Raw genomic sequence first — 24,700 nt, 5'->3', positions numbered from 1 at the left:
CACACTTCAACAGCTTCCGGCCCCGGGCAGGACTCCCTCAACACATTCGTCCGGGGCCGGAAATCCACCGTCCATTTGAAAGGGCTTCACATGTCCACCATTACGCTCGAGGACATTGCCTCCTCCCTCCGCGCAGCACGCAGGCAGGGCCAGCCCATTGAAGCGCCGATCGAAACCTGGCCTGGCCTGGATCCCGACGGCGCCTTCGAGGTCCAGAAGATCAATGTGGACCATGCCCTGGCAGATGGAGACCGGCTCGTCGGATACAAGCTAGGCAACATCGCCAAGGTCATGCAGGATGCCTTTGGCCTCGACCAGCCAGACTACGGACACCTTCTTGCCAGTACTTTTGCTTATGAGGGAACCGCTCTCGAACGTGACCGGTTCATCGCGCCGTACGTTGAACTGGAACCCGCATTTATGCTCCGCAAGCCTCTGGGCGGACACAACACCACAGTTGCGGACGTCATCGATGCCATCGAGTTCGCCCTTCCGGCTATCGAGATCATCGATTCCCGCGTGAAGCAATGGGATATCGGGCTGTGCGACACCCTGGCCGACAACGGCTCCACCGGCGCCGTCATCCTCGGCGGCACACCGCGCAGGGTGACGGATTTGAACCTGCGGGACACCAGGGGCGTCCTGCGCTTCAACGGCCGGGAAGTCATCAGCGGCTCCACCGGAAACATCCTCGGCAACCCGCTTGCCGCCGTCGCCTGGCTCGTCAACCGCCTCGCCGCGTACGGCGTCACGTTCGAGGCCGGCCAGGTCATCCTTCCGGGAAGCTGCCTGCAGGCCGTCCCCATGAACGAAGCCGGCCGGTGGACGGGGACATTCGAGGGCTGGGGCACTGTCGAATTCGACGTCACAGACGCTGCAGCCAACTGATTAAGGCAAGGCCTCCGCAGGGGTCCGGTCCCCGGAAGGGGCCGGGCCCCTGTTCTTATTCCACGACCTATCCGCTTCCACGATGCATCCGCCCAGCACTAAGGAGTCCCATGCGTTTGGCCAATATCTCAGACCGGCTGTCGCTTATCACACACGCCGGAATGGTGGTGGATGTCTCGCAGGCAACAGGCGGACGCATCAGCCCCGGCGTCCAGGAGTGCTACGACCGCTGGGAGGAGGTTCTCGACGTCGCGGGCTCTCTGGAGGACGACGGCGGCCGACCGCTGGCGGACGTGCCGCAGCGTCATGTCGGCAGTCCGGCTCCCCGCCCGCGCCAGGTGTTTGCCATCGGGCTGAACTATGCAGCGCACGCTGCAGAGGCAGCATTGGAAGTCCCTCAGGAACTCACTGTCTTCACGAAGTTCGTCAGCGCGCTCACCGGCCCGTACGGCGCCATAGCCCTGCCGCAGGGAACCGTCGACTGGGAGATCGAGCTCGTTGTGGTCATTGGACGGGGCGGACAGAGCATCAGCCCGGACAACGCATGGCGCCACGTGGCCGGCGTTACGGCCGGGCAGGACCTCTCTGAGCGGACAAGGCAGTCCGCGGGACCTGCGCCGCAATACAGTCTGGCGAAATCGTACCCCGGCTTCGGCCCCATGGGACCGTTGCTGGTAACTCCGGATGAGTTTGAAAACCCTGACGCAATCGAACTCGGCTGTGCCATCAACGGGGAACCTGTGCAGGCGGGAAACACAGTGGATATGGTCTTTCCGGTTCCTGAAATCATCGCCCGGCTTTCCGCTGTCACGCCCTTGCTTCCCGGCGACGTCATCTTCACCGGTACGCCGCCGGGAGTGGGAGCGGGCCGGGTTCCCCAACGCTTCCTGCATGACGGGGATGAACTTGTGAGCTACGTCCGGGGCGTGGGGGAGATGCGCCACCGGATGCACCAGCGGGACTGAGTCCGCCTCCAACCCCATGTCCGGCGCACTCTCTTGCCTGACAACGTGACCTATGTCATGCTGTTTCTATGTTCAGAGAGTGAACGTGGCGTTCATTTATTGATCTTCAGCAGTTTGCCCCGAATGCTTCAGAGAGGAAGCCATCATGACCATCGTCCCGCGCACTTTTTCTGCCGCCTTCCTGCGCCGCCCGGCTGCGAGCCACTGGGGCACGCAGCCCGTGCAGGCGCCTGCGCATACGGAAGCCGCGGCCGCCGGCGGAAGTGCTGGAATCACTGCGGCTCCCTGGGAAGGGCTTTACCTCGAAATCGAGGAGTCCCAGGACAGCGCCGCGGCCAGCGCCCTGCCCGCGGATTCGGAGTTGGAGAGGTTTCTCGCCAGCCTGATGTATGGCGACTGAGCTATGCGGCAAGTGAGCAACGCGGGCCGCATCGACGAGGGAGTCCGGACGCCGCCCGCAGGACTGGTTTGAGCAGGCGCATTGTCCGGCGATGCCTGATCCACGCGGAGACGGCCCGCCACCGGTAACACCTGACGCCACAGGCCGGCCCATTTCTTTCTACGCCAACTGAATTGAGGGGCAACGCTTGGACGGAGTGCTAAAGGGCTTCTTCGTCGTGGGCGCCGTCTTGCTGGTGGGGTACGTCCTAGGCAAGACGAATGCCTTGGGTCCGCAGGGGACAAAGGTACTGTCCACGTTGACGTTCCTGGTCGGGTTACCCAGCCTGATGTTTTCCATGATCGCCTCACGCCACATCTCGGAGGTTCTCAGCCCGACAGGCCTGATCTCGGTGGTAACGGCAGCTGCCGTCATGATCCTGTTCGCCGTCATCGGGGCGATCGGCCGCTGGGGAGTTCGCCGCACCACCATCGGGGCTCTGGCCACGGGGATAGTGAATTCCACGAACCTTGGCGTCCCGCTCTCGCTGTACATCCTTGGAAGCGCCACTTTGTGGCGCCGATCATGCTCTTCCAGTTGGCCGTTGTGACGCCGGTGGCACTGACCATCCTTGATCTCACCGATCCGGCCAGGAAAAAGGTGTCACTCGGGCACATGCTCTCCATCCCGCTGCGCAACCCGGTGACGGTGGCGGCCGTGCTGGGTATTCTCGTCAGTGCGTCCGGAGTGCAGGTACCTGACCTGCTCTTGGACCCCATGAGGCTGGTCGCGCAACTGACCGTTCCCCTGATGCTGATCATTTTCGGTATGTCCCTGAACGGACTCGCCGTGGGGCAAAGCGCCGGCGACCGGGTGCCGACGCTCCTGGCTGTGCTGCTCAAGTCCGGCATCCAGCCCCTTCTGGCCTGGCTGCTGGCCGCTTTCGTTTTACACCTCGACCCCTTCGGCACCTTCGTCGTTGTGGCCTGCGCCATCCTTCCCACGGGTCAGAATGTGGTCCTGTATGCAGTCCGGTACGGTGTCGCCCAGAAAATAGCCCAGTCCGCAGCTGTGCTTACGACGCTTCTCGCGGTACCCCTGCTCCTGGGAGCAGCCTGGATCCTGGGCTGAGACCCAGCCGCGGCGACAGGCCTTGTGTGACTTCCCTTCAGGGGGGATTCCCTACCCTGCTTTGCCATGCCGGACTCCTCCCAACTTAAGGCCGTTCATATTGCCGTGGTTTGGAGATAAAAAAGCTTCTGAAATCTTGTCTTGAACGATTGACTTGAACTGCTGTTCATGTCAAAGTTTGTGGGACGGACAACGTGATTGGTGTCACATCGGAAGTGGCTCTCTAGCAGACCTCAGCCGGTTGGTACGAATGACAACTTCGGGTAGCAGGCGATCCCTCAGGATGCCCCAGGCGGGCTCCAGCCCGGTTCTTCGACACAGTCTTACAAGCGCCAAAGATTGAACAGTTCTGCCAACGATGTACAGCTCTGACGAATCTTTCCCACACTTCATTTAGGAGACACCATGGAAACCACCCTCGTAGGATCACTGACCAAGGCCGGATCCATCCAAAAGGTCGAAAACGGCTTCATCGGCCTGCCGTCGATGAACGAGCCCGGCACGATCTCCGCGATCGGCGACTCGCTGCACAACCCGGAGGGCTCGGTCATGTGCGCCGGCTTCTTCGAGCTGAAGGCGTCCGAGCCGCTGATCTACACCTACACCTACGACGAGATGAAGGTTGTCATCAAGGGCGAATTCATCCTCACCGACCAGAGCACCGGCGAAGTCACACACGCCAAGGAACGCGACGTGCTGTTCTTCCCCAAGGGCACCACCGTGAAGTTCGAGACCCCCGAGTACGGCCTGGGGTTCTTCGCCGGCGACCGCACCTTCAACCCGTAAGGACCGACCATGCGGCCCGCGTCCCACCGGCGCGGGCCGCTAAAACCGGTGGCGTCCGAATGGGGAATCGGCGGAGTTGCCCCATTCCACCTTCAGGGCGCTGACCCCCCTCGAAGATCAGCCCGGTCCTCCGCGTCGTCCTCCCGCTCATCCGGGATCTCAGCAGGCCAGTCCGCCCGCTGCATACATAAGCCTTCGGCATGGCCGAAATCGACGAGGGCCAACGGTTCGCTGTGAACCTGGCCCGTAGCGGCATCAGATTGGACGTTCCGGCCGGCGTCCCGTTGCCGGAGCTCCTCGAAAAAGCAGGAAAGTGGCCCCCCGCCTGTGCCTTAAGGCATCTGCCGGCGGCTGCTCCCTGCCGAAAAATCCGAGGTCTCCTGCAATGGGACCCCTACCTGACTGACCAGCAAAAGGCCGCGAACACCATCATGATGTGCTGCGTTCACGCAGCAGAGACCAAGAATTGGAGTTGGACCTTTGAGTATCATCACTGACAAAGAGCCAGACACTGTGCCGGCCGAACTCGCAAAGGACCGCGCGCCCAAGGTTAACTGGCGGGTCCTTATCATCGCTGCAGTCATTATTATTGCCTTCTCCGTCTGGGCAATGCTGGTCCCCGCCAGCGCCCAGGCCACCATGAAGACGGTGGTGGGCTGGATCGCACAGAACCTCGGCTGGTTCTATGTGCTCACGGTCACTGTCGTCATCGGGTTTGTGCTGTGGGTGGCGTTCTCCAAGGTGGGCTCGGTCCGGATGGGCCCGGACCACTCCCGTCCGCAGTACAAGCTGTTCACCTGGGTGGCATACCTGTTCGCCGCCGGGGTGGGCATCGACATGCTGTTCTACTCCGTGACCGAACCCATCACCCAGTACATGAAACCGCCGGAGGGCGCAGGCCAGACGGCCGAGGCAGCCCGCGAAGCCGTGGTGTGGACGATGTTCCACTACGGCATTGCGGGCTGGGCCATGTATGCCCTCCTCGGCATGGCCATGGGCTACTTCGCCTACCGGTGGGGCATGCCGCTGTCCATCCGCGCAGCCCTGTATCCCCTGCTGGGCAAACGCGTCCGGGGCGGGCTCGGGGACACGATCGACATCATCACCCTGGTGGGCACCGTCTTCGGTGTGGCTACGGCCATGGGGATCGGTGTGGTCCTGCTGAACGTAGGATTCTCCATCATGTTCGGACTGGAGCAGGGCCTGGCCCTGCAGATCGCCCTGGTCATTGTCGCCGTCGTCCTCACCATCGCGGCCTGCACCTCCGGCGTGGACAAAGCGATCCGCTGGGTCGCGGAGCTGAACATCTGGAGCGCCGCTGCCCTGTTGTTGTACATGCTGGTGACCGGCCAAACCTCGTTCCTGCTCAACTCCCTGGTGGAGAACATCGGCAGGTTTGCCGTTACCTTGCCCGAACGCACCCTGCAGACGTTCGCTTACCAGGACGGCGGTTCGGAGTGGATGGGTGGCTGGACCCTGTTCTTCTGGGCCTTCTGGCTGGCCTGGGGCCCGTTCGTGGGCCTGTTCCTGGCCCGCATCTCCCGTGGCCGGACCCTGCGGGAGTTCGTCATCGCCGCCATCACCTTCCCGGTGCTCTGCGACTTCCTCGTCGTAAGCATCTTCGGTAACAGTGCCCTGCATGAGGTACTGAACGGCAACGAGGCGTTCGCGCAGCTGGCCATTACCAGCCCGCAAGAGGGCTGGTACGCGCTGCTCGGGATGTTCCCCGGAGCTCCTCTCCTGATCGGGCTGGGCACGTTGTCCGGCATGCTGTTCTACCTCACCAGCGCCAACTCCGGGGCCATGATGATGTCCAACTTCTCGTCCAACATCACTAATGCCACCCAGGACGGCGCCAAGGGACTGCGGATCTTCTGGGCCTTGGTCACCGCCCTGCTGACCATCGCGATGCTGGTGGCCGGCGGCGTGACCACCATGGAGTACGCCACCCTGATCTTCGCCCTACCGGTGACCATCATCGCCTGGCTGGTCATGGTCTCCTTCACCAAGGCGCTGCGGATGGAGCGGATCGAACGTGAGGCCCGCGTCCAGCGGCGGCAGTCGATAGCGGTGCACGGAGGCCACAGGGCGGACCGCACGTGGGGCCAGCGACTGGCGAAGATACGCTCCTACCCGTCCAAGGACGAGGCTGCGAAGTTCCTTGAGTTCACTGCGCAGCCGGCGCTGGCCGAGGCTGTCGAGGAGTTCACCAAACAGGGCCATAACGCAACCCTGGAAACCATCCCGAACGAAGACACGGGTGTCTCAGGCCATGTGCTCGTGGTGGCCATCCCGGACCACAGGGACTTCCACTACCAGCTCCAGGCTGTCGAAGCTTCAGTACCGAAATTCGGCCGCGGCATGCAACACGAATCCGATGTCTACTACCGCGTGGAAGTGTTCGCGCAGACCGGCTCCGAGGGCTATGACCTGATGGGCGTGACCCCGCAGCAGATCATGGAAGACGTGCTGGTCCGTTACGAGGCCCACCTGGGCTTCCTGGCCTTCTCGAGCGAATACGACCATCCTTCGATCATCACTCCACAGCTACCACCGGCCACCGGTTCCCCCGCATAGGAGGAGCCTGCGGATGCCACAAACGAACACGGTGGGCGATTTCATCGCCCACCGTGTTCGTTTCTGCATCTGCCGTGGCTCAGACTTCGGAGTATCGGAACGACTGCGATTCGGCGCCGTCCGGATTGGGCCGTAAACGGTGACCATGCGCGCGTAGACGGGTGCCCGGTATCGGCAGGTTCTGCCACTGGTCCTTCATGGGGGCCAGGGCCTGCGCCGGCCAGAAAGCAATCCCTTCCCCGTAGCCTGCGCAGTGGGCTTGGACCTTTTTTGGGCGCTCACGCAATAGTCTTTAAGGAAGTGTCCCTGTCGGGCCGAAACGGGAGACTGGAGAGTGAGCCATGCGGGTATCCGCCGAAGAACGAAAAGAACAGTTAATTGCAGCAACGGTTGAACTTATGCGCCGCGAGGGGGTTCAGTCCGTGACTATTCGGGCCATCGCCAAGGAGGCTAACGCTCCCCTGGCCACGGCTCACTATTGCTTTAGCAATAAAGAAGAACTGATGGACGCAGCCGCCGAGGCCTGGTTTAAGAACCTAAGCCGCTTTTCCCGTGACGTTCCCGCCCATCTGGGCCTCCGAAAAGCCGTGGAACAGGTGGCCGAAGGCTACTGGCGTGCTTTGGAGGAAGAGCCCGCCAGCATCCTTTCCGAGATCGAACTCATTCTGTGGGCAACGCGTAATGCGGCAGTCAGCCCGCTGGCCGCGAAGATTTATCCCGCGTATGAAGTGGAACTGGGAAACATATTCTCCGCTGCCGCCCAAAGCAACGGCGACCGCTGCCTCATAGAGTTCCCTGCGCTGGTGAGGCTTTTCCTGATGATTTACGACGGCGCTGCCATCCAATACATGACCGACCCCAAAGCTACTGATCACCGCGCCCAGTTCTTCATGATGATTGACGCGCTTCTCCTCAAAGCGGGCGTCTGAACCGCTGGAACGATCCAGCGTGAAGCTCAGGCGGGGATTCCGGCGTCGGAGCGATCCGCATCAGATCGGTCCGCCTCGGTTCGGTCCGCGTCGGAACCTCCCGCAGCGGGCGTGGTGTCCGCCGGCAGGGACTTCAGGCCTGCTGCGCAGCCCACAATCCCCCCGATGAACAGCACCTTCAGGACACTGAAGGGTTCGACGCCGGTGGCCATGGCCCAGCCCACCGTCAGGGCCGCGCCGATTCCTACCCAGACGGCGTAGGCGGTGCCGAGGGGAATGCTGCGGATGGCCAGGCCGAGGCCGATCATGCTCAGGGTGGTGGTCACGGCGAACACCGCGGTGGGGAGGGGAACGGTGAGGCCGTCGGACAGGCCCAGGGCGGTGGCCCAGACGGCTTCGAGGACGGCGGAGGCCAGCAGCAGCAGCCACGCAACGGAACGCTTGGTCATCACGCCACCACCTTCAGGCCAACCACGCACGCGGCGATGCCGGTGAGCAGCAGCAGGCGCGCCGTCGTCGGGCGTTCAGCCTTGGTGATCATGGCGTAGGCGGAGGTCAGCACTACGCCCACGCCCACCCAGACGGCGTACGCGGTCCCGGTGGGGATGGTCTGCATGGCAAAGGCGAGTCCGGCCATGCTGGCGAGGACGGAGACGAGGAACAGGAGTGCGGGGGCGATGCGGCGCCGGCCGGTGGCTTGGAAGGTCCGGTGCAGGGCCGCGGCCCAGACGGCCTCGAGCGACCCGGAAAGAATGAGGATCATCCACGACATGACGGATCCTTTGGCTGCGCTTGCAGCGCCCGACGGCGGGTGGCCAGTTTCACGATGAACCTTCCCAAGGGTTGGAACCGGGGCCTCCCGCTATCCGAACGGAAGGCCCCGGGCTGTGTCGCGTCCTCAATCCGTCTCGGGTCCGGTGCAGAAGAAGCACTCCCCGGGTTCGAGGTTTGAGTCGCAGGTCTTTTCGATGAGGTGTTCGCCGGCATCGGGGGAGGAGCTGACCGCAGGGTTCATTGGGGGATCATCCCCTAGGCCATGGTGGCGAACATGAGGGCCATAGCGGCGGCGCCCACGGCTTCGAGGCCGTGTTGTTTTCGGGGGGAGTGCATTGCCGTTGCTGTGCCGCGGGCTGCGGTTGACGGTTTCCGGTTGCGCACCAGGAGGGAGGCAAAGACCAGTGCCGCGGCCGCGAAGACGATTGTCAGGGGCGTGGCGAGGCCGGGCAGGTGGTCAAGGGTGGCCGTGGCCATGGCGGGGGTTGAATGCGACATTCCGTGGTGGGCGCCGGGAAGCGCTGAGGCGTCCGCGTGGACCGCTCCAGTGCCGGTGGTGATGTGGCTGGTCATCATGGTGACCATGACGGCGGCCCCGGCCATGCTGAAGCTGTGGTACAGGCATTTCAGGCGGCCCTGGCTGCCTGCACAGAGGATTTTGAATTCGGGCCGCGCGACGGCCTGGATGACGAACCAGAGGGCTGAGCCCGCGAGGATAGCGATCTGGGCGAGCACGGTGGAAGGTGCGAAGTTCCAGAGCATGGCGGCCATCAGGATGTTCATGACGGCGTGGAGGGTGTTGTTGACCCGGTCGGTGAGCTGGTGCGGCTTGGCAGCCTGCAGGAGGTGGTAGCTGCCGCTAAGCAGCAGGATTACCGTGAGGGTCCAGGTAATTGCGGGGATATTGAACACGCGGATCACACTCTCGCTACAGGATTGGGTTGGGTACAGGCGGTCCCCGGTGCTTTTCTTACAGCACCGGGGACCGCCTGTTTGAGGATGTTCGTTTCCAGCTTTAGTTCATGTCCGTGGTTCGTGGCTTTCCTGAAGCTGGATCCGGATTATTTATCTGTGGTGCAGCAGGTGTCGGTGGTGGTGTTGGTGCGGTTTTCGTTGGTGGGGAGGTTGAGGGTGGGGTTTTGGTCGAAGAAGCCGTGGGGTTCGAGCATGAAGCCGATGTTTTGGCGGGGCATGATGGGCCAGTCTTCGAGGCGGACGACGTGGTGCATGCCGAAGGTGTACCAGACGACGAGGTCCTGGTCGACGATGTTGCGGTCTTTTTGGGTCCAGATGTGCAGGCCGTCGTCTTCGCCGGTGGCTTGGTTGGGGAATTCGCCGGCGGCGAAGCGTTCGGTGCGGTCGTAGGCGGTGACCCAGAGGTTGTTCCGGGCGAACTGTGCTCGTTTGGAGACGTAGGATTCATCGCCGGCGGCGAGTTGGATGCCGTCGGTGGGGATCAGGCGGTAGGCGACGGGTTCGTTGACGATGTTTTTGCTGTCGCGGTTGGCGATTTTCCAGAAGCGGTGTTTGGAGGTGTCGGTTTTGCGGATGGCGGCCTGTTCGGTTTCCAGGAGCCGGTCCACGGCCATGAAGGCGGTGTGGGTGGGGTTGTGTTCGGGGATTTCCATGTCGACTTCGTAGACGGCGTTGGTGGGGCCGTCGATTTCGAAGTCCATGCGGACGTTGAACATGTGCTGGTGGATGGGGGCGTAGAGTCCGTCGTTGTTCAGGTTCTGGCCGTAGGGGCTGTTTTCGCCGGGTTTCTGGCCGGCGGTGGAGAGGATGCCGGTGGCTTTGACGAGGAATTCGATGGATCCGTCGAGGAAGAGGTGCCAGTAGAAGGCGTATTCGTAGTTCGCGACGGTGGCGATGAAGGAGATGACGAGTTTGCGGGAGCGGCGGGTTTCGGTGGTGCCTTCGCGGAAGTCGAAGTGCTTCCAGAGGATGGAGTCGTCTTCTTCGTGCATGCAGATGGCGTTTTCGATGGTGAGGGGGTTGCCGTGGCTGTCGGCGGTGATGCCGTCGAAGTATTTGATTTCGCCGAGGCAGTCACAGCCCAGGGTGAGGGAGTTGGCCATGTTGCCGATGTTGTATTCGCCGGAGTCGAAGGCGTTCTTTTTGGCCTGGACGGGGGCGGTGTCACCGTAGGGGACGACCATTTCGGAGAGGGAGGCGCGGTTGATCACGGGGCGTTCGACGCCCTTGTTGCGGAATTTGAGCTGGTGCAGGACCAGGCCTTCGCGGGGGGTGAAGCCGACGCGGAAGGACCAGTCGGCCCACTGGACGTGGTTGCCGGTGACGGTGAAGGAGGCGCCTTCGGGCTGGGTGATGGAGATGGGTTTGAGGTCGGTGCGGGGTTCGCCGACGTATTTGGGCAGGTAGTTCCCGGACGCGGAGGGGACGGGGATGGCCTGGTCGTCATCGACCTTGACGACTTCGCCGGAGTTCAGGTCCACGATGACGATGAAGTTCTCGATCGGGTGGGCGTAGGGGCTGTCGTCGGCTTCTTCGCGGACGAAGACCAGGGCGCGCATCAGGCGCCGGCCCAGGTCGTCTTCGCCGAAGTAGCCTACGGACCAGGGTTCGAAGCAGACCAGGGACATGTCGGTGATCCCGCGTTTGGCCAGGGCGGCCTGGACCTCGGGGTTCTGGCGGCAGGACTCTTCGCCTTCGGCGAATTCGTCGAGCATGAACGGGGGGTGGATGTGCGCGGGCAGCTGGGTCCATTTGGAGACGATGCCTGATTCGAGGTCCACGATCGCTTCGTAGGACCGGGCTTCGGCGCGGTTGACCAGGACAGCGTCGGCTTCACGGGTGACAGCGGCGCCGGTGCGGAGCAGTTCCTTCTCCGGTTCGCGCAGTTCAATGCTGATGAAGCGGAACGATTCCGCGGCGGCCGGGCCGTCCTTCAGGATCGCGGCGGCCCGGGAAATCTCCTCGCGGGAGAGCGGATCAAGCGGGTGGGAAACCCCTACCCCGGTGTGAATTTCAGTGTTGAGAGTCATGGTTTTCTCCTTGGTTCTTTCGTGAGGATGAAGATCCCTATGGCCTGTTAGGCGAGTTGCCCCGTGACATGAGTGGCGTTTGGCAAGTACTTGGCAGACCGCTCATGTTCTTGAAACCTGCCTGGAGGAGACCGGACCCGGGCTTTGCCAGCGGAGCTCTGCACTGAGCTCCGTTGGCGTGATGCCGGTCACGTATTCCTCTTGCAGCCAAGCTACGTGAAATAAATCATTTAGTCTAGCTTTTTTTAGGGATATTCTCTTATTGCTCTATTTATGGCGCACTAGCGGGAGCTAGCGGCCCAGCAGCCAGTCAGAAGCGGCTTTGCGGTAGCGGATGATGCCCTTGTATTCGGCCATGTCGTCCGGCAGTTCGGCCAGCACATGGCCCATCTTTTCCCGCCACGCCGGTACCCGGGCGATGTCGGAAAGGGGCAGGAGGTGGGTCCTGACCAGGAACAGCAAGGCGCCGGAGTGCGGAAGGCGGACCAGGTGCTGAACTTCCACGCGAAGGTGGAGCTTCTCCGGCATGGCAGGGTCGTCGGCAATGGTGCTTCGGTCCGGACCCCATTCCGGGTACGTTTCCGTGGAGGTGTCCATGCGCCGGCCGATGGTCATGGTCCAGTTGGTCCGCCGGAACTGTTCGCCGGGCTGCAGGCGCAGCAGGAACTGCTCAGCCCGGCTGATGATGCGTTCTTCCTTCACCCGCGGGACGGGATGATGGATTTCCATGAAGTTCATGCCGACATCGAAGCCGAATGACCAGTCAGCGGCGAAGGTCACGAGGCCGGCATCAAGCCACAGCGTATCGTCCCGGACGTCGAGAAGAATGATGTCGTCCTGGATCTGGCTGCCGAGGAAGCGCAGCGGACCTTCAGGCAGTGAGCTGTCGTCGCCGACGGTAAATTCGACGTCGAGATCCTGCAGGCCGTTATGCCAGCGGCAGACGTTGCCTTCCCGGTGGAAAGACATCGTGTCCGGGTAATCATCCGCCATGGAGGACAGCAGGGTGGTCAGGGCGTCCCACACTGCCGGTCGCATGTGGGGGAGGACGTTCACGCGGGAAGCGTCGCGTTCCAGCACTTTGGCGCGCTCGGACAGTTCGTCCAGGTAGTGTTCGTCGATGTCCACCAGGTGGGCTCCCCAGGAGCCGGCTTCTGTCGGTGCAGTTTTGGTGGCCGGTTCGACGTTAGCGCTGTACCGGTACGTGTCGTTGGCAAAAGGAAAAGGGAAGCGCCTGATCCGTTCGGGGAGAAGGACTGCGTCCGGATCGGTTTCGATGATCGTGCTACTCAAAGGTCCAACTCCAATTCTGGGTCGTTGCTGCGCGAAACACAGCACATCATTGTGGTGTTCTCGGCTTTTTCCTGGTCGGACAGGTACAGGTCGCGGTGCTGCGGTGCGCCACGAAGAACCGGCAGGACGCATTCCCCGCAGATGCCCTTGCGGCACATGTTGGGGATGGTCTTCCCTGCTGTTTCGAGTGTCTCCAGCAGCGAAACGCCGGCCGGAACTTCCAAACTAACGCCGCTGCGTGCCAGATGCACCGTAAAGGGTTCACCCGCGTCCAGTTCGGTTGCGCCAAAGGCTTCTGAGTGAAGCCGGGCGGCTGACCAGCCCTGGCTCCGGGCCTCTTCCAGGACCGCATCCATGAAGACAACGGGACCGCACACGTAGAGGTGGGTGCCGAGGGGCTGTGTTATGAGCGCTTCGGCCAGAACGCTTTGGAAACTGCTCCGGCTGGTGCACTCCACCAGAGCGGTCAGCCCCGGCCCCAGCAGTTCCCGTGCTTCCGTCACGTGGGCGCCGGCGTCCGGCCGGTGCACGTAGATCATTGATGCTGTGTTGCCCCGCTCCACCGCGGCCCTGGCGTGCGAAAGAATCGGCGTGATCCCGATTCCTGCAGCAACCAGCAGATGATGCGACGCGGTTGATGCGGGAGCAAATGCGCTCCGGGGGCGCGAAACGTTAACACGGTCGCCGACGGAGAGCCGGTGCATGGCTACCGAGCCGCCGGCGCCTTCATCGACCCTCAGGACAGAGATGGTGTAGTCGGACGGTGCGTTGCCTGAACCTGTCAGCGAGTATGCATTGACGCCGCTCCCGTATTGGACCACCAGGTGGCTCCCCGGGACATAGGAGGGCAACCGTCCACCCTCCGGAGCGGCGAAGGTAATGCTGACAATCGATTCCGTCTGGCGGCTGATGTCTGTCACCTCCAGGTGGAGGCCTCCCTCCACCGCCGGGTGGACCTGGGGCTGGAGCGCTATGGCGGTCATGCTGCCTCCTCGGCATGGGCTGAGTAGCCCAGGTATGCGCCTCTTCGTCGGGAAAAGTGATCAGTGACGGCCAGGACGGTGGAGCACCCGTGACACGTCACCTCGGTGCCGCCTGTCCGGTCAGCGGTGGTGGAGAGGCAATGCGGACAATAAACAAACCGGGGTCCGGTTTCCTGGGACAGGAGCGTTACTTCCTCCCCCAGAAGTCCGCAGTCCGCTGCGACGGCGGCGGCTGCCCGGATATCTGCCGGGGGTCCTGCAAGGACAAGGCGGACGCCAACATGGGAACTGCTGAATACGGACTTGAGTTCCAAGAGGGTGTCGGCTGTTGCTGCTTCGAAATGGAGATCGTAGCGGGGCTGGCCATCGGTGTCTGGAACTGCGGTGTCACCTGTGGATCCGAAAGATACACAGATGACACCGCGGAAACCAGGTTCCAGGCCGTTGCCGGCTGCTGGCGGCGTGGACGCGGAACGCATGGTCGGTCCTTACGGGTTGAAGGTGCGGTCGCCGGCGAAGAACCCCAGGCCGTACTCGGGGGTCTCGAACTTCACGGTGGTGCCCTTGGGGAAGAACAGCACGTCGCGTTCCTTGGCGTGTGTGACTTCGCCGGTGCTCTGGTCGGTGAGGATGAATTCGCCCTTGATGACAACCTTCATCTCGTCGTAGGTGTAGGTGTAGATCAGCGGCTCGGACGCCTTCAGTTCGAAGAAGCCGGCGCACATGACCGAGCCCTCCGGGTTGTGCAGCGAGTCGCCGATCGCGGAGATCGTGCCGGGCTCGTTCATCGACGGCAGGCCGATGAAGCCGTTTTCGACCTTTTGGATGGATCCGGCCTTGGTCAGTGATCCTACGAGTGCAGTTTCCATGGTGCTGTCTCCTATGACTGGTGGTGTGAAAGATGGGATTCGGGAAGGGACGTCTTCCGGAGGACCGGCCTGGCCGACCTGCGTGAGATGTGATGTGAGTCACGCTTCCTGCCCCACAAGTAAACCTACGGGACTTAATTCATCTAGTCCAGACTTTTTAAAAGTTAAGGCCAAAATTCTGTTTTATTTCTTCGTGGCGCGGTTGACAGGCCGGGGTCCCTGAACGCACTCACGGCGGATGCCGGGCCCTGGAAAGGCCCGGCATCCGCCGTGAAATATGCGCTGGAAAGCTTGGGTGTTGTCCTTGTCAGGGACTTGGAACCCTTTCAAGATCTCCGGCGTCCTCGTCCGAGGAGGGAGCGGTAGCTGCCTTGCCGTTTAAGCGGCGGGATTCGCGCTGGGTATACAACCAGATGGGTATGTATAGCGACAGTACGAGGAAGCCCACCCAGGTTGAAGTCCAGCCGACCTCCAGGCTGTTCAGGTACACCACGCCCACCAGGCACAGGGGGAGGTTAAAGAGGCCGAAGATCAGGGCAACCTTTTTCCAGCCCTTGGGTGCCTTGAAGGGCCGTTCCAGGTTTTTGAAGGCAGGGTGATTTTTGGCCCTGACATAGGCAAACAGGCTGATGCCGTTGGCGCAGGTGTAGCCGATCGCGGACGCCGCAAGGATTGCCGCCGGCGTCCCCATGGAGATCAGCACGAGGTTGAAGGCGCCGATGACCAGCATGGCAACAAACGGTGTACCCTGGCGGTTTGTTTTGCCGAACACCCTGGGCAGGTTGCCTTCACTCGACATGGAGTGCATGGCGCGGGAGGAGCCCAGGTAGGCCGTCTGGATGATGAGGATCATGGCAGCGATCAGCATGATGATGGTGACCATGGTGCCTGCTTGGCCGAAGACAGCCAGGGCCACTGGAATCAGCGGCGACAAGGGCTCGGCCAGTACGCCCTCAACTCCCAGCACGCCGATCACTGCAGATTGCACCAGTACAAACGAGAAGAAACAGATGATGCCGCAGGCATAGAGTGCTTTGGGAACGTCTCTCGACGGGTTTTTGTACTCGGGACCGTAGATGGCTGCCGTTTCCCAGGCGCAGGCACTCCACTGGGCGATCGCAAAGATGCCAAAGAGGATCAGGATGTGGTGCATGTCCCAGGCCCAGTCGGCCGGCATCCAGCTGCCGGTGATATTTGAGAGCTCCACCTTCCCGGTGGCGAAGGGCGCTACGGTCAGGACCACCAGGGGTATAAGAGAGAACGCAGCCAGGACGTAACCCAGCTTGGCGCCATCCTTGAGGCCGAACCAGTTCACTACGAACAACCCGGTGAAAATCACCAGGCCGGAGATCAGCGCCAGCTGGTACTCGGTGAAGGTCTCGGCCAGCACCGGAAACAGCCCGTGCAGGTATCCGCCCACCAGGATGGAAAAGATGGCGAGTACAGGGTTCCAGGCAAACCAGTAGCTCCAGGCGCTGAAGCCGCCGATCAGCTTGCCCTTGTCGTACTTGCCCTTGTAGTTCTCCGTCCGGAAGACGTGCTGTGCAAAGCCCGGCAGGCCGGATGCTTTGGGGAAGGTGGTGGCCATCTCGGCATAGGCGGTGCTCTGCATAAAACCCTGCAGGACCGATATTCCCCAGATGAGGATTGCTGCGGCAGACACGTACATCGGCAGGTAGCCCAAGGAGGGCAGAATCAGCAAGGGAACGCCCAGCGCAATGGCCAAACCCTGCTTCCAGTCGATCGACCTTTCCAGGTGATCGGTGCCGTCTAAACGATTTTCACTCATTGAATCTCCCTAAAACTACTGAAGTCGTCTCTGACTTCTTCGTTATGGAACTCGGTTTTGGATCCCCCGTTGGCGGTGAATGATCAGCTCTGTCCAGTCAGGCATGTAGTGCCGCGGCGACATGCTGCCGCGTGAAATTTCCGGACGGCGCGCGCCGGCATGTAGGACGAGGAGGCTGCGGTGCTCAGGAGTGGACCCAACGGGCTATGCCGAAGGACTCATGACTGTTCCGCACTAACGCGATGTGAAGCAGATCACTCCCAGAGGTTACAGCTTAAAACCTCTATTGCGATAGCTTTTGTACACAATAAGTCTGGCCAGCGTCTTGCCGGTCTGCTCCGTTGGCAGCGCAAGTCCGAACGCTAGGCGATATAGATCAAGGAAAGCCCGAGGTGGGGGACGTCCAGGGCGGTCCGATGCTGACTGGGGTAGTCGGACTTTATCCGCTCACCCACAAGATATAAACCGGAGTTGCCGAGAATGACGCGGTTGCTGGCGTTGACGAGGGCGGCGTCGGCCGAGATAGCGCGCAGGGTCGGCATGATGAGGGGTTCCAGGTCCTTGATCCTGATGTCGCAGGCAGCTACACCGGTGAACCGTCCCTGGACAGACAGCGGAGCCGCAAATGTCAGGATGTATTCCTCGAAGCCAAGGAAGTCCACGTACGGCCCCCAGAGGCTCTGTTCACCTGTGGACGCGGCGGTGGAGAAAAACGGCAGCTTTTCATAGTCGTAGTAGCGGCTGCTGCCGGGAGTCACATCCAGGTCGAGCCTGCCGACGGTGCCGTATTCCTTGCGGGCCCACCAGTCCAACGCCGGAAGCCCCGGCGCGAGGGTGTCCACCGCAAAGAACGTTCCGGCTCCGGCCGCAAAGGTATTCCGTGTCAGGAAGTCGCGGGGATATTCGTCCAGCCCTGCCAGTGCAGCCATGTCGATGCCGGGCTTGCCGGCCAGATTTCCCTCCAGGAGGGAGGAAATGTCGCTGGCGAGTTTATTCACCTCCGCGCAGACGCCGCTCAGCCAGGAAGAAAGGGTAGCGGCAGCGTGTGCGACTTCAGCGGCGGGCATCATTGACCATCCTGGGTTGATTGGGCGTAGCCGAGGGTGAGCTTCTTGTCGATGAGGTGGAAAATGTTCCGCCGGATGTGCTCAAGGACAAGGTTCTGGGCTTTCTCCGGCTGGTCCTGGGCAACTGCCCGCACCAGTTCCAAGTGTTCAGCGGTTGCCTGCTCAGGGTCAAATGCCACAGTGAGCGGAGTCCAAAGCTGCTGCACTGTTTCCTCCTGAAGCCGGATCTCGGCATTGGCAAGCCGTGGTGACTGTGCGGCGATGGCCATTTCTATGTGGAAGCGGCTATCCGCAGGTGCGCGCAGTTCAGGGGTATCGGCCAGGACCAAAGCCCGGGCAAGTTCCTGCAGGCGTTCGCAGTCATGTGCTTCGGCACGCTCACATGCGAGGCGGACGGTGGTGGCGGCGATGGCGGAATGTTCGTCACCGATGTCACGGATTTCGGAGATCGACGTCGAGAGGAACCAATCGCGTATCGTATCGGTCTGCGTACGCGGCTGGCTGACGACAAAAGTTCCACCGCTGCGGCCCCTGCGGGTCTCGACAACGCCGCTCTCACGCAGTTCCCCCAGTGCTTCGCGAAGCGTGGCCCCGCCAACGCCAAACATTTCGGAGAGCGCCGCTTCGGGCGGCAGGCGTTCACCTACTTTGAGCAGTCCCAGGCCGATGGCCTTGGTAATTCTGTCCACGATCGCGTCGGCCCTCTCGATTTCCGGCAGTGACCGGTAGATCTGGGACTGGAATGAGGACGGCGAGGCCAAAATTCTGCGCTCCGGGGAATGAGATATGGGGTGGTTCGATGACAAGCAGTCCAGACAACATCGGCAGGACTTAACTCGTTTCCCAGAGTCTATGCAATAAATCCCTCAAAACTGCGGTTTTCCGGGCCCTGTCCGGGCCACCCACCCTGCGCCGGTAGGTAGCACCAATCCTTAAGTGTAGTTAGAACCGTCAGAAAACAGTGTTACCCCTGCCCGTTCCCTTCGGGAGTATGGATATCAACCAGAAAGCGTCGTTCGGCTCCACAGGCCAACGACCGAATAGAAGGGGAAAACATCGTGACTACGACAGCAAGTGCAGTTCGTACCGGGTACAGCAGCACAGATGACATTGTCCGGAATCTCTCTCTTGTCAGGGACGAGATCACGGACACCGCGGCCAAGCTCGACGAGCAGCAGCTGGCCGACCTGGCCCGTCACCTCAGCCATCCCGGCCGGGTGTTCGTCGCCGGAGCCGGCCGCAGCGGCCTGGTGCTCCGGATGGCTGCCATGAGGCTGATGCACCTGGGCCTGAACGTCCACATCGCCGGTGACACCACCACACCCGCAATCGCTTCCGGCGACCTGCTCCTGGTGGCCTCCGGATCGGGAACCACCTCGGGCGTAGTCAAGTCAGCCGAGACAGCAGCCAAGGCAGGGGCGCGGATTGCCGCGTTCACCACGAACGCGAGCTCACCGCTTGCCGGCCTGGCCGACTCCGTGGTGATCATTCCCGCCGCACAGAAGACCGACCACGGCTCGAGCGTTACCCGCCAGTACTCAGGGTCCCTCTTCGAGCAGGTCCTGTTCCTCGCCACCGAAGCCATCTTCCAGTCCTTGTGGGACAACACGGATGTACCTGCCGAGGAGCTTTGGCTCAGGCACGCAAACCTCGAGTAATCGAGACACAGATTTCACCAACCGCAGTACCTGATCAAGTTTCAACACCAACCGCATTTCTCAACAGAAGGAAAACACCATCATGAAGCTCCAAGTTGCTATCGACCTGCTGACCACCGAAGCCGCCCTCGAACTCGCCGGCCAGGTCGCCGAATTCGTTGACATCATCGAGCTGGGCACCCCGCTGATCAAGGCCGAAGGCCTCTCAGTCATCACGGCGATCAAGAACGCCCACCCGGACAAGGTTGTCTTCGCTGACCTCAAGACCATGGATGCCGGCGAGCTCGAAGCGGACATCGCGTTCAAGGCCGGCGCTGACCTGGTCACCGTGCTCGGTGCTGCCGATGACTCCACCATCGCCGGTGCCGTCAAGGCCGCCAAGGCCCACAACAAGGGTGTTGTCGTTGACCTCATCGGCATCGAGGACAAGGTAACCCGTGCCAAGGAAGTCCGCGCCCTGGGTGCGAAGTTCGTTGAGATGCACGCCGGCCTGGACGAGCAGGCAAAGCCCGGCTTCGACCTGAACGGTCTGCTCCGTGCCGGCGCTGAAGCCCGCGTTCCGTTCTCCGTTGCAGGCGGCGTAAAGCTCGCCACCATCGGTGACGTCCAGAAGGCCGGCGCTGATGTCGCCGTTGCCGGCGGTGCCATCTACGGTGCAGCCGACCCGGCACTGGCAGCCAAGCAGCTCCGCGCGGCCATCAACTAACCAGCCGGTTGACGGAGGCGTCCCGCACTCCCAACACGTCGCGGGATGCCACCTCCGGGCTGCAGGACCTCGTTTTTGAGGGCCTGCAGCCCGGAATGTCTTTCCTGTACTGCCCGCGGAGACACGTTTCCGCGGGCAGTACGGTTCCGTGCTGAATCCGATTCCAAAAACACAACACCCCAATGACGTGGGGTTGGCACATGGGCGCACCAAGACCCATGGGAAGGAACTGTTCATCATGCGTAGTCAGGCCACACATAATTTAGAAGTAGTTGTTACCGAGCCAAGCCGTCTTTACGAGCTGCTCGATGATGCCGAGGCCACCCTCCGCCAGGTAGCCAGGCCGCACTGCTATTCCGGCATTCTGGTCACCCGCCACACTCCCAGCCGTTACACCCTCGCCCTCAGCGACACCGTTCCCTACGGTGAGACCCGCGAGCAGATCCTCTCCTGACCGCCGGTCCGCGGCCGCGCCATTCTGTCGAAAGTTAGAAGCCACCATGTCACTTACCTACGTTGATCCAAGTGTGAGGCCCGTGCAGAAGTCCGGGCGTAATCCGTTGCGGGATCCGCGGGATCGCCGTCTCAACCGGATTGCGGGTCCGTCCTCGTTGGTGCTTTTTGGGGTGACGGGGGATTTGGCGCGTAAGAAGCTGATGCCGGCTGTGTATGACCTGGCGAACCGGGGGTTGTTGCCGCCGAGTTTCGCGTTGGTGGGGTTTGGCCGGCGTGAGTGGTCGGATGAGGATTTTGCGGCGGAGGTGAAGGCTGCGGTGCTGGCGTCTGCGCGGACCCCGTTTGATGAGGCGGTGTGGAACCAGCTCGCGGAGGGGATCCGTTTTGTTCGGGGCGCGTTTGATGATGATGACGCGTTTGAGCGGCTTGGTGAGGTCATTGATGAGCTCGATGAGGTCCGCGGGACGCGGGGGAACCACGCGTTTTATCTCTCGATTCCGCCGAAGGCGTTTGAGCAGGTCTGCCGGCAGCTGTCCAAGCACGGCCTCGCGCAGGGTGATGGGGAGAAGTGGCGGCGGGTGGTGATCGAGAAGCCGTTCGGTCATGACCTGGACTCGGCCCGGGCATTGAATGACATTGTGGAGTCGGTGTTCCCGGCTGATGCGGTGTTCCGGATTGATCATTATCTGGGGAAGGAGACGGTGCAGAACATTCTGGCGTTGCGGTTCGCGAACCAGTTGTTCGAGCCGTTGTGGAACGCGAATTACGTGGACCATGTCCAGATCACGATGGCCGAGGATATTGGCACCGGCGGCCGGGCGGGGTATTACGACGGTGTGGGCGCGGCGCGGGATGTGATCCAGAACCACCTGCTGCAGTTGCTCGCGTTGACGGCGATGGAGGAACCGATCTCCTTTAACGCCGATGATTTGCGGGCGGAGAAGGAAAAGGTCCTCGCCGCGGTGAAGCTCCCGGAGGATTTGTCCACGCATTCGGCGCGGGGTCAGTTCGCCGGCGGCTGGCAGGGCGGGGAACAGGTCCAGGGCTACCTGGAGGAAGAGGGGATCCCCGCGGATTCGAAGACCGAAACGTTCGCGGCGATCCGGGTCGATATCCACACGAGGCGCTGGGCCGGGGTCCCGTTTTATTTGCGGGCCGGGAAGCGGCTGGGGCGGCGGGTGACCGAGATCGCGGTGGTGTTCAAACGCGCCCCGAACCTGCTCTTCCGTGACCACGGGGAGGATGATTTCGGGCAGAACGCGGTGGTCATCCGGGTCCAGCCCGATGAGGGCGCGACGATCCGGTTCGGGTCCAAGGTCCCGGGCACGCAGATGGAAGTCCGGGACGTGACGATGGACTTCGGCTACGGGCATTCGTTTACCGAGTCCTCCCCGGAGGCGTATGAGCGGCTGATCCTGGACGTGCTCCTGGGCGAGCCGCCGTTGTTCCCGCGGCATGAGGAAGTGGAACTGTCCTGGAAGATCCTGGACCCGTTCGAGGACTACTGGGCCTCCCTGGCGGAGCAGCCCGAACCCTACGCCCCCGGGTCCTGGGGCCCCGCCAGCGCCGATGAGCTGCTGGCCCGTGACGGACGAACCTGGAGAAGGCCATGATCGTAGACCTGCCGGACACCACCACCTCGAAGATCTCCAAGAAGATCATGTCCCTGCGCGAGCAGGGCGGCGTGATCGCCCTGGGCCGGGTCCTGACCCTGGTAGTCGTGACCCGGTCCGGGCTCGAGGAAGAAGCGATCGAGGCCGCGAACGAAGCCAGCCGGGAACACCCCTGCCGGATCATCGTGCTCGCCGACGCCGGCGCCGAGGCCCCGAACCGGCTCGACGCCCAGATCCGGGTCGGCGGGGACGCCGGCGCCTCGGAAGTGATCGTGCTGCGCGGCTACGGGGAACTCGCGCACGAGTCCGAGTCCCTGGTCGCGGCCCTGCTCCTCCCGGACGCCCCGATCGTGGCCTGGTGGCCGCACGGGGCACCGGAGAACGCCTGCGAAACCTCCGTGGGGAAGATCGCGCACCGCCGGATCACCGATTCCGCGAACGAACCCGATCCCCAAAAAGCGCTCGAGAACATCCGGGCCACCTACAAAGCCGGCGACACCGACCTGGCCTGGACCAGGCTCACGAACTGGCGGATCCAGCTCGCCGCCGTCCTGGACCAGACCGACGGGTCCCCCGTGACCGCGGTCGCCGTCGAAGGCGCCTCCGACTCCCCGTCCACGATCCTGCTCGCGGCCTGGCTGACCCTGGCCCTGGACGCACCCGTAACCATCGTCGCGGACCCCGCCGGGACCGGGATCCGCCGCGTCCGGCTCACCCGCCCCCACGGCGACGTCCAACTCTTCCGCCCCGGCACCTCCATCGCCGAACTCACCCAGCCCGGCCAACCCGCCCAACGCATCTCCCTGCCCCGCCGCAGCCTCAAAGACTGCCTCGCCGAAGAACTCCGCCGCCTCGACCCCGACGAAGTCTTCGGAGAAGTGATTACCAACCTCCCCACCGCAACGATGCAGCAGGACCCCCTGATGACGTTCACGTGCAGCGGGGAACCGGAACGTAACAAGGACCGCCAGTCACTGATCACCGTTTAACGGGACCGCGCAACCGAAGACGTGGAACCCCAACGCGTCAGTTAGATTGGCACTTGGTGCCGATTCACCGGATCCGGACGGATCCAGGAAAGGAACACAAGAATAATGGTCCACAAAGTACAGGCCGTCATCGCCAGGGAGAAGAACACCCCGGTTTCGCTGGAGACCATCCTGGTCCCGGATCCAGGGCCGGGGGAGGCCCTGGTGGACATTCTCACCTGCGGGGTCTGCCACACGGACCTGCACTACAAGCAGGGCGGCATCGGCGACGACTTCCCTTATCTGCTGGGCCATGAGGCCACGGGCATCGTCAGCGCGGTGGGTCCGGACGTCACCCAGGTGGCGCCGGGTGACCGGGTCATCCTGAACTGGCGGGCCGTCTGCGGGGAATGCCGCGCCTGCGCCAAGGGCCAGCCGCAGTACTGCTTTAACACGCACAACGCCACGCAGAAGATGACGCTCGAGGACGGTACGGAACTCTCGCCCGCGCTGGGCATTGGCGCCTTCGCGGAGAAAACGCTTGTTGCCGCCGGGCAGTGCACCAGGATTGACGACGACGCCGATCCCGCCGCCGTCGGGCTGCTCGGCTGCGGTGTGATGGCCGGCATCGGAGCGGCCATTAACACGGGCGAGGTCAAGCGCGGCGAATCCGTGGCCGTCATCGGCTGCGGCGGCGTGGGCATCGCCGCGATCGCCGGCGCAAAGCTGGCCGGCGCCACCACCATCATCGCGGTGGACATCGACGCCAACAAGCTGGAGATGGCCAAGTCCCTGGGGGCCACCCACGGGGTGGATTCCGGCAAAGAGGACCCCATCGAGGCTATCCGGGCCCTCACGGGAGGCAACGGAGCGGACGTGGTGATCGACGCCGTCGGACGCCCGGAAACGTACAAGCAGGCGTTCTACGCACGCGACCTCGCCGGCCGCGTGGTGCTGGTGGGTGTCCCGACGCCGGACATGAAGCTTGAGCTGCCCCTGCTGGATGTCTTTGGCCGGGGAGGGTCGCTGAAGTCCTCCTGGTACGGGGACTGCCTGCCGTCCCGCGATTTCCCCATGCTCGTGGCGCACTACAAGCAGGGCAACCTTGACCTGGATGCCTTTGTCACCGAGCGGATCACCATCGACCAGGTGGAGGAAGCCTTCGCCAAGATGCATGACGGCAAGGTCCTGCGCTCGGTTGTTGAAGTTAAGACACTGAAGGAGTTCTCATGACAGTCACCATCGAAAACCTGGTCACCTCGGGCACATTTTCGCTCGACGGCGGCACCTGGGACGTGGACAACAACGTCTGGATCGTGGGCAACGACGATGAGTGCGTGATCATCGATTCCCCGCACGATGCTGCCGCGATCATCAACCAGGTCCGCGGCCGCAAGGTCCTGGCCATCCTGCTGACCCACGCGCACAACGACCACATCGGCGCGGCACGCGAGGTTGCGGCCGCCGTCGGCGCCCCGATCATCCTGAACCCGGAGGACCTGGTCCTCTGGAAGCAGGTTTACCCGGATGCGGACCCGGACCGTTACCACGGCGACGGGGACGTCTTCGAGGTGGGCGGCACGGCGCTGCTGGCCATCCACACCCCGGGCCATTCCCCGGGCTCCACCTGCTTCTACCTCGAAAGTGAGGGGACGGTCTTCACCGGCGACACCCTCTTCAACGGTGGACCCGGAGCGACGGGACGCTCCTACAGCGATTACCCCACCATCCTGACGTCCATCAGGGAACGGCTCCTCACCCTCCCGCCGGAGACCGTGGTCCGCACCGGACATGGCGATAACACCACCATTGGTGCGGAACGGGAAACGCTGGCTAAGGTTTCCCAGTAAGCAAGGACTTGAAC

Annotated in this window: 26 protein-coding genes; 15 read left to right on the top strand and 11 right to left on the bottom strand. The window is 62.5% G+C overall.

The window, feature by feature from the left end:
- The first annotated feature begins 90 nt into the window (after positions 1–90).
- The 8 genes from IDT60_RS17885 (at position 91) to IDT60_RS17855 (ending at position 7,655) form a co-directional block, all read left to right on the top strand.
- Positions 91–888 (top strand): 2-keto-4-pentenoate hydratase, encoded by a 798-nt coding sequence (locus IDT60_RS17885; protein WP_191080078.1) that lies wholly within the window; start codon positions 91–93, stop codon positions 886–888.
- Between the two features lie 110 nt (positions 889–998).
- A complete protein-coding gene (locus IDT60_RS17880; RefSeq protein ID WP_191080077.1) occupies positions 999–1,853 on the top strand; it encodes a fumarylacetoacetate hydrolase family protein in 855 nt (284 codons plus the stop codon).
- Between the two features lie 145 nt (positions 1,854–1,998).
- Positions 1,999–2,253: a hypothetical protein gene (locus tag IDT60_RS17875; RefSeq protein WP_191080076.1), complete on the top strand. Its 255-nt coding sequence runs from the start codon at positions 1,999–2,001 to the stop codon at positions 2,251–2,253.
- Between the two features lie 196 nt (positions 2,254–2,449).
- The gene (locus tag IDT60_RS23325) at positions 2,450–2,842 is read left to right on the top strand and encodes an AEC family transporter (protein WP_223884001.1); all 393 of its coding nucleotides are present in this window, start codon (positions 2,450–2,452) and stop codon (positions 2,840–2,842) included.
- Positions 2,818–3,363: an AEC family transporter gene (locus IDT60_RS23320; RefSeq protein WP_223883792.1), complete on the top strand. Its 546-nt coding sequence runs from the start codon at positions 2,818–2,820 to the stop codon at positions 3,361–3,363. Before IDT60_RS23325 ends, IDT60_RS23320 begins: the two co-directional genes overlap by 25 nt.
- A gap of 405 nt (positions 3,364–3,768) precedes the next feature.
- The gene (locus IDT60_RS17865; RefSeq protein WP_191080075.1) at positions 3,769–4,149 is read left to right on the top strand and encodes a cupin domain-containing protein; all 381 of its coding nucleotides are present in this window, start codon (positions 3,769–3,771) and stop codon (positions 4,147–4,149) included.
- A gap of 480 nt (positions 4,150–4,629) precedes the next feature.
- Positions 4,630–6,726 (top strand): choline BCCT transporter BetT, encoded by a 2,097-nt coding sequence (betT, locus tag IDT60_RS17860; RefSeq protein ID WP_191080074.1) that lies wholly within the window; start codon positions 4,630–4,632, stop codon positions 6,724–6,726.
- 341 nt (positions 6,727–7,067) lie between these two features.
- Positions 7,068–7,655 carry a TetR/AcrR family transcriptional regulator gene (locus tag IDT60_RS17855; RefSeq protein ID WP_164204601.1) on the top strand — a complete coding sequence of 196 codons (588 nt, stop codon included), beginning with the start codon at positions 7,068–7,070 and terminating at the stop codon, positions 7,653–7,655.
- Between the two features lie 26 nt (positions 7,656–7,681).
- Here IDT60_RS17855 and IDT60_RS17850 read toward each other — a convergent pair whose 3' ends face one another.
- The 11 genes from IDT60_RS17850 to IDT60_RS17800 form a co-directional block, all read right to left on the bottom strand.
- A complete protein-coding gene (locus tag IDT60_RS17850; protein WP_191080073.1) occupies positions 7,682–8,104 on the bottom strand; it encodes a multidrug efflux SMR transporter in 423 nt (140 codons plus the stop codon).
- Positions 8,104–8,427 carry a multidrug efflux SMR transporter gene (locus IDT60_RS17845; protein ID WP_191080072.1) on the bottom strand — a complete coding sequence of 108 codons (324 nt, stop codon included), beginning with the start codon at positions 8,425–8,427 and terminating at the stop codon, positions 8,104–8,106. The genes IDT60_RS17850 and IDT60_RS17845 overlap by 1 nt, the downstream gene beginning before the upstream one ends.
- A 257-nt stretch (positions 8,428–8,684) precedes the next feature.
- Positions 8,685–9,341: a DUF5134 domain-containing protein gene (locus IDT60_RS17840; RefSeq protein WP_191080071.1), complete on the bottom strand. Its 657-nt coding sequence runs from the start codon at positions 9,339–9,341 to the stop codon at positions 8,685–8,687.
- 149 nt (positions 9,342–9,490) lie between these two features.
- Positions 9,491–11,434, bottom strand: a complete 1,944-nt coding sequence (locus IDT60_RS17835; protein ID WP_191080070.1) for a primary-amine oxidase — start codon at positions 11,432–11,434, stop codon at positions 9,491–9,493.
- 291 nt (positions 11,435–11,725) lie between these two features.
- Positions 11,726–12,727: a DUF3445 domain-containing protein gene (locus IDT60_RS17830; RefSeq protein WP_223883791.1), complete on the bottom strand. Its 1,002-nt coding sequence runs from the start codon at positions 12,725–12,727 to the stop codon at positions 11,726–11,728.
- The gene (locus tag IDT60_RS17825; RefSeq protein ID WP_208786663.1) at positions 12,724–13,710 is read right to left on the bottom strand and encodes a PDR/VanB family oxidoreductase; all 987 of its coding nucleotides are present in this window, start codon (positions 13,708–13,710) and stop codon (positions 12,724–12,726) included. The genes IDT60_RS17830 and IDT60_RS17825 overlap by 4 nt, the downstream gene beginning before the upstream one ends.
- Positions 13,707–14,189, bottom strand: coding sequence for a dimethylamine monooxygenase subunit DmmA family protein (locus IDT60_RS17820; RefSeq protein ID WP_191080068.1), 483 nt, complete (start codon positions 14,187–14,189; stop codon positions 13,707–13,709). Before IDT60_RS17820 ends, IDT60_RS17825 begins: the two co-directional genes overlap by 4 nt.
- Positions 14,190–14,198: 9 nt before the next feature.
- Entirely contained in the window at positions 14,199–14,579 is a 381-nt protein-coding gene (locus tag IDT60_RS17815; RefSeq protein WP_191080067.1) for a cupin domain-containing protein, read from the bottom strand.
- Between the two features lie 307 nt (positions 14,580–14,886).
- Positions 14,887–16,368, bottom strand: coding sequence for an APC family permease (locus IDT60_RS17810; RefSeq protein WP_191080066.1), 1,482 nt, complete (start codon positions 16,366–16,368; stop codon positions 14,887–14,889).
- A 362-nt stretch (positions 16,369–16,730) separates the two neighbouring features.
- Positions 16,731–17,438 carry a cache domain-containing protein gene (locus IDT60_RS17805; protein WP_191080065.1) on the bottom strand — a complete coding sequence of 236 codons (708 nt, stop codon included), beginning with the start codon at positions 17,436–17,438 and terminating at the stop codon, positions 16,731–16,733.
- Entirely contained in the window at positions 17,435–18,196 is a 762-nt protein-coding gene (locus IDT60_RS17800; RefSeq protein ID WP_191080064.1) for a FadR/GntR family transcriptional regulator, read from the bottom strand. The genes IDT60_RS17805 and IDT60_RS17800 overlap by 4 nt, the downstream gene beginning before the upstream one ends.
- A 297-nt stretch (positions 18,197–18,493) precedes the next feature.
- Between IDT60_RS17800 and hxlB the strand changes: the two genes are divergently transcribed.
- The 7 genes from hxlB to IDT60_RS17765 all read left to right on the top strand — a co-directional run bounded on the left by hxlB (position 18,494) and on the right by IDT60_RS17765 (position 24,686).
- Entirely contained in the window at positions 18,494–19,093 is a 600-nt protein-coding gene (gene hxlB / locus IDT60_RS17795) for a 6-phospho-3-hexuloisomerase (RefSeq protein WP_208786664.1), read from the top strand.
- 82 nt (positions 19,094–19,175) lie between these two features.
- Positions 19,176–19,799, top strand: coding sequence for a 3-hexulose-6-phosphate synthase (gene hxlA / locus IDT60_RS17790; RefSeq protein ID WP_164204622.1), 624 nt, complete (start codon positions 19,176–19,178; stop codon positions 19,797–19,799).
- Between the two features lie 238 nt (positions 19,800–20,037).
- Positions 20,038–20,253, top strand: coding sequence for a hypothetical protein (locus IDT60_RS17785; protein WP_164204625.1), 216 nt, complete (start codon positions 20,038–20,040; stop codon positions 20,251–20,253).
- A gap of 46 nt (positions 20,254–20,299) precedes the next feature.
- Positions 20,300–21,868, top strand: coding sequence for a glucose-6-phosphate dehydrogenase (zwf, locus tag IDT60_RS17780; RefSeq protein ID WP_191080063.1), 1,569 nt, complete (start codon positions 20,300–20,302; stop codon positions 21,866–21,868).
- Positions 21,865–22,857, top strand: a complete 993-nt coding sequence (locus IDT60_RS17775) for a glucose-6-phosphate dehydrogenase assembly protein OpcA (RefSeq protein ID WP_223883790.1) — start codon at positions 21,865–21,867, stop codon at positions 22,855–22,857. The genes zwf and IDT60_RS17775 overlap by 4 nt, the downstream gene beginning before the upstream one ends.
- A gap of 105 nt (positions 22,858–22,962) precedes the next feature.
- Positions 22,963–24,069, top strand: coding sequence for an S-(hydroxymethyl)mycothiol dehydrogenase (locus tag IDT60_RS17770; RefSeq protein WP_191080062.1), 1,107 nt, complete (start codon positions 22,963–22,965; stop codon positions 24,067–24,069).
- The gene (locus IDT60_RS17765; RefSeq protein WP_164204629.1) at positions 24,066–24,686 is read left to right on the top strand and encodes an MBL fold metallo-hydrolase; all 621 of its coding nucleotides are present in this window, start codon (positions 24,066–24,068) and stop codon (positions 24,684–24,686) included. The genes IDT60_RS17770 and IDT60_RS17765 overlap by 4 nt, the downstream gene beginning before the upstream one ends.
- Positions 24,687–24,700: the final 14 nt, after the last annotated feature.

It is taken from the genome of Pseudarthrobacter sp. BIM B-2242, assembly GCF_014764445.1.
In the GTDB taxonomy this organism is placed as follows: Bacteria; Actinomycetota; Actinomycetes; order Actinomycetales; family Micrococcaceae; genus Arthrobacter; species Arthrobacter luteus_A.
This window is presented reverse-complemented; position numbering and strand designations above follow the sequence as displayed.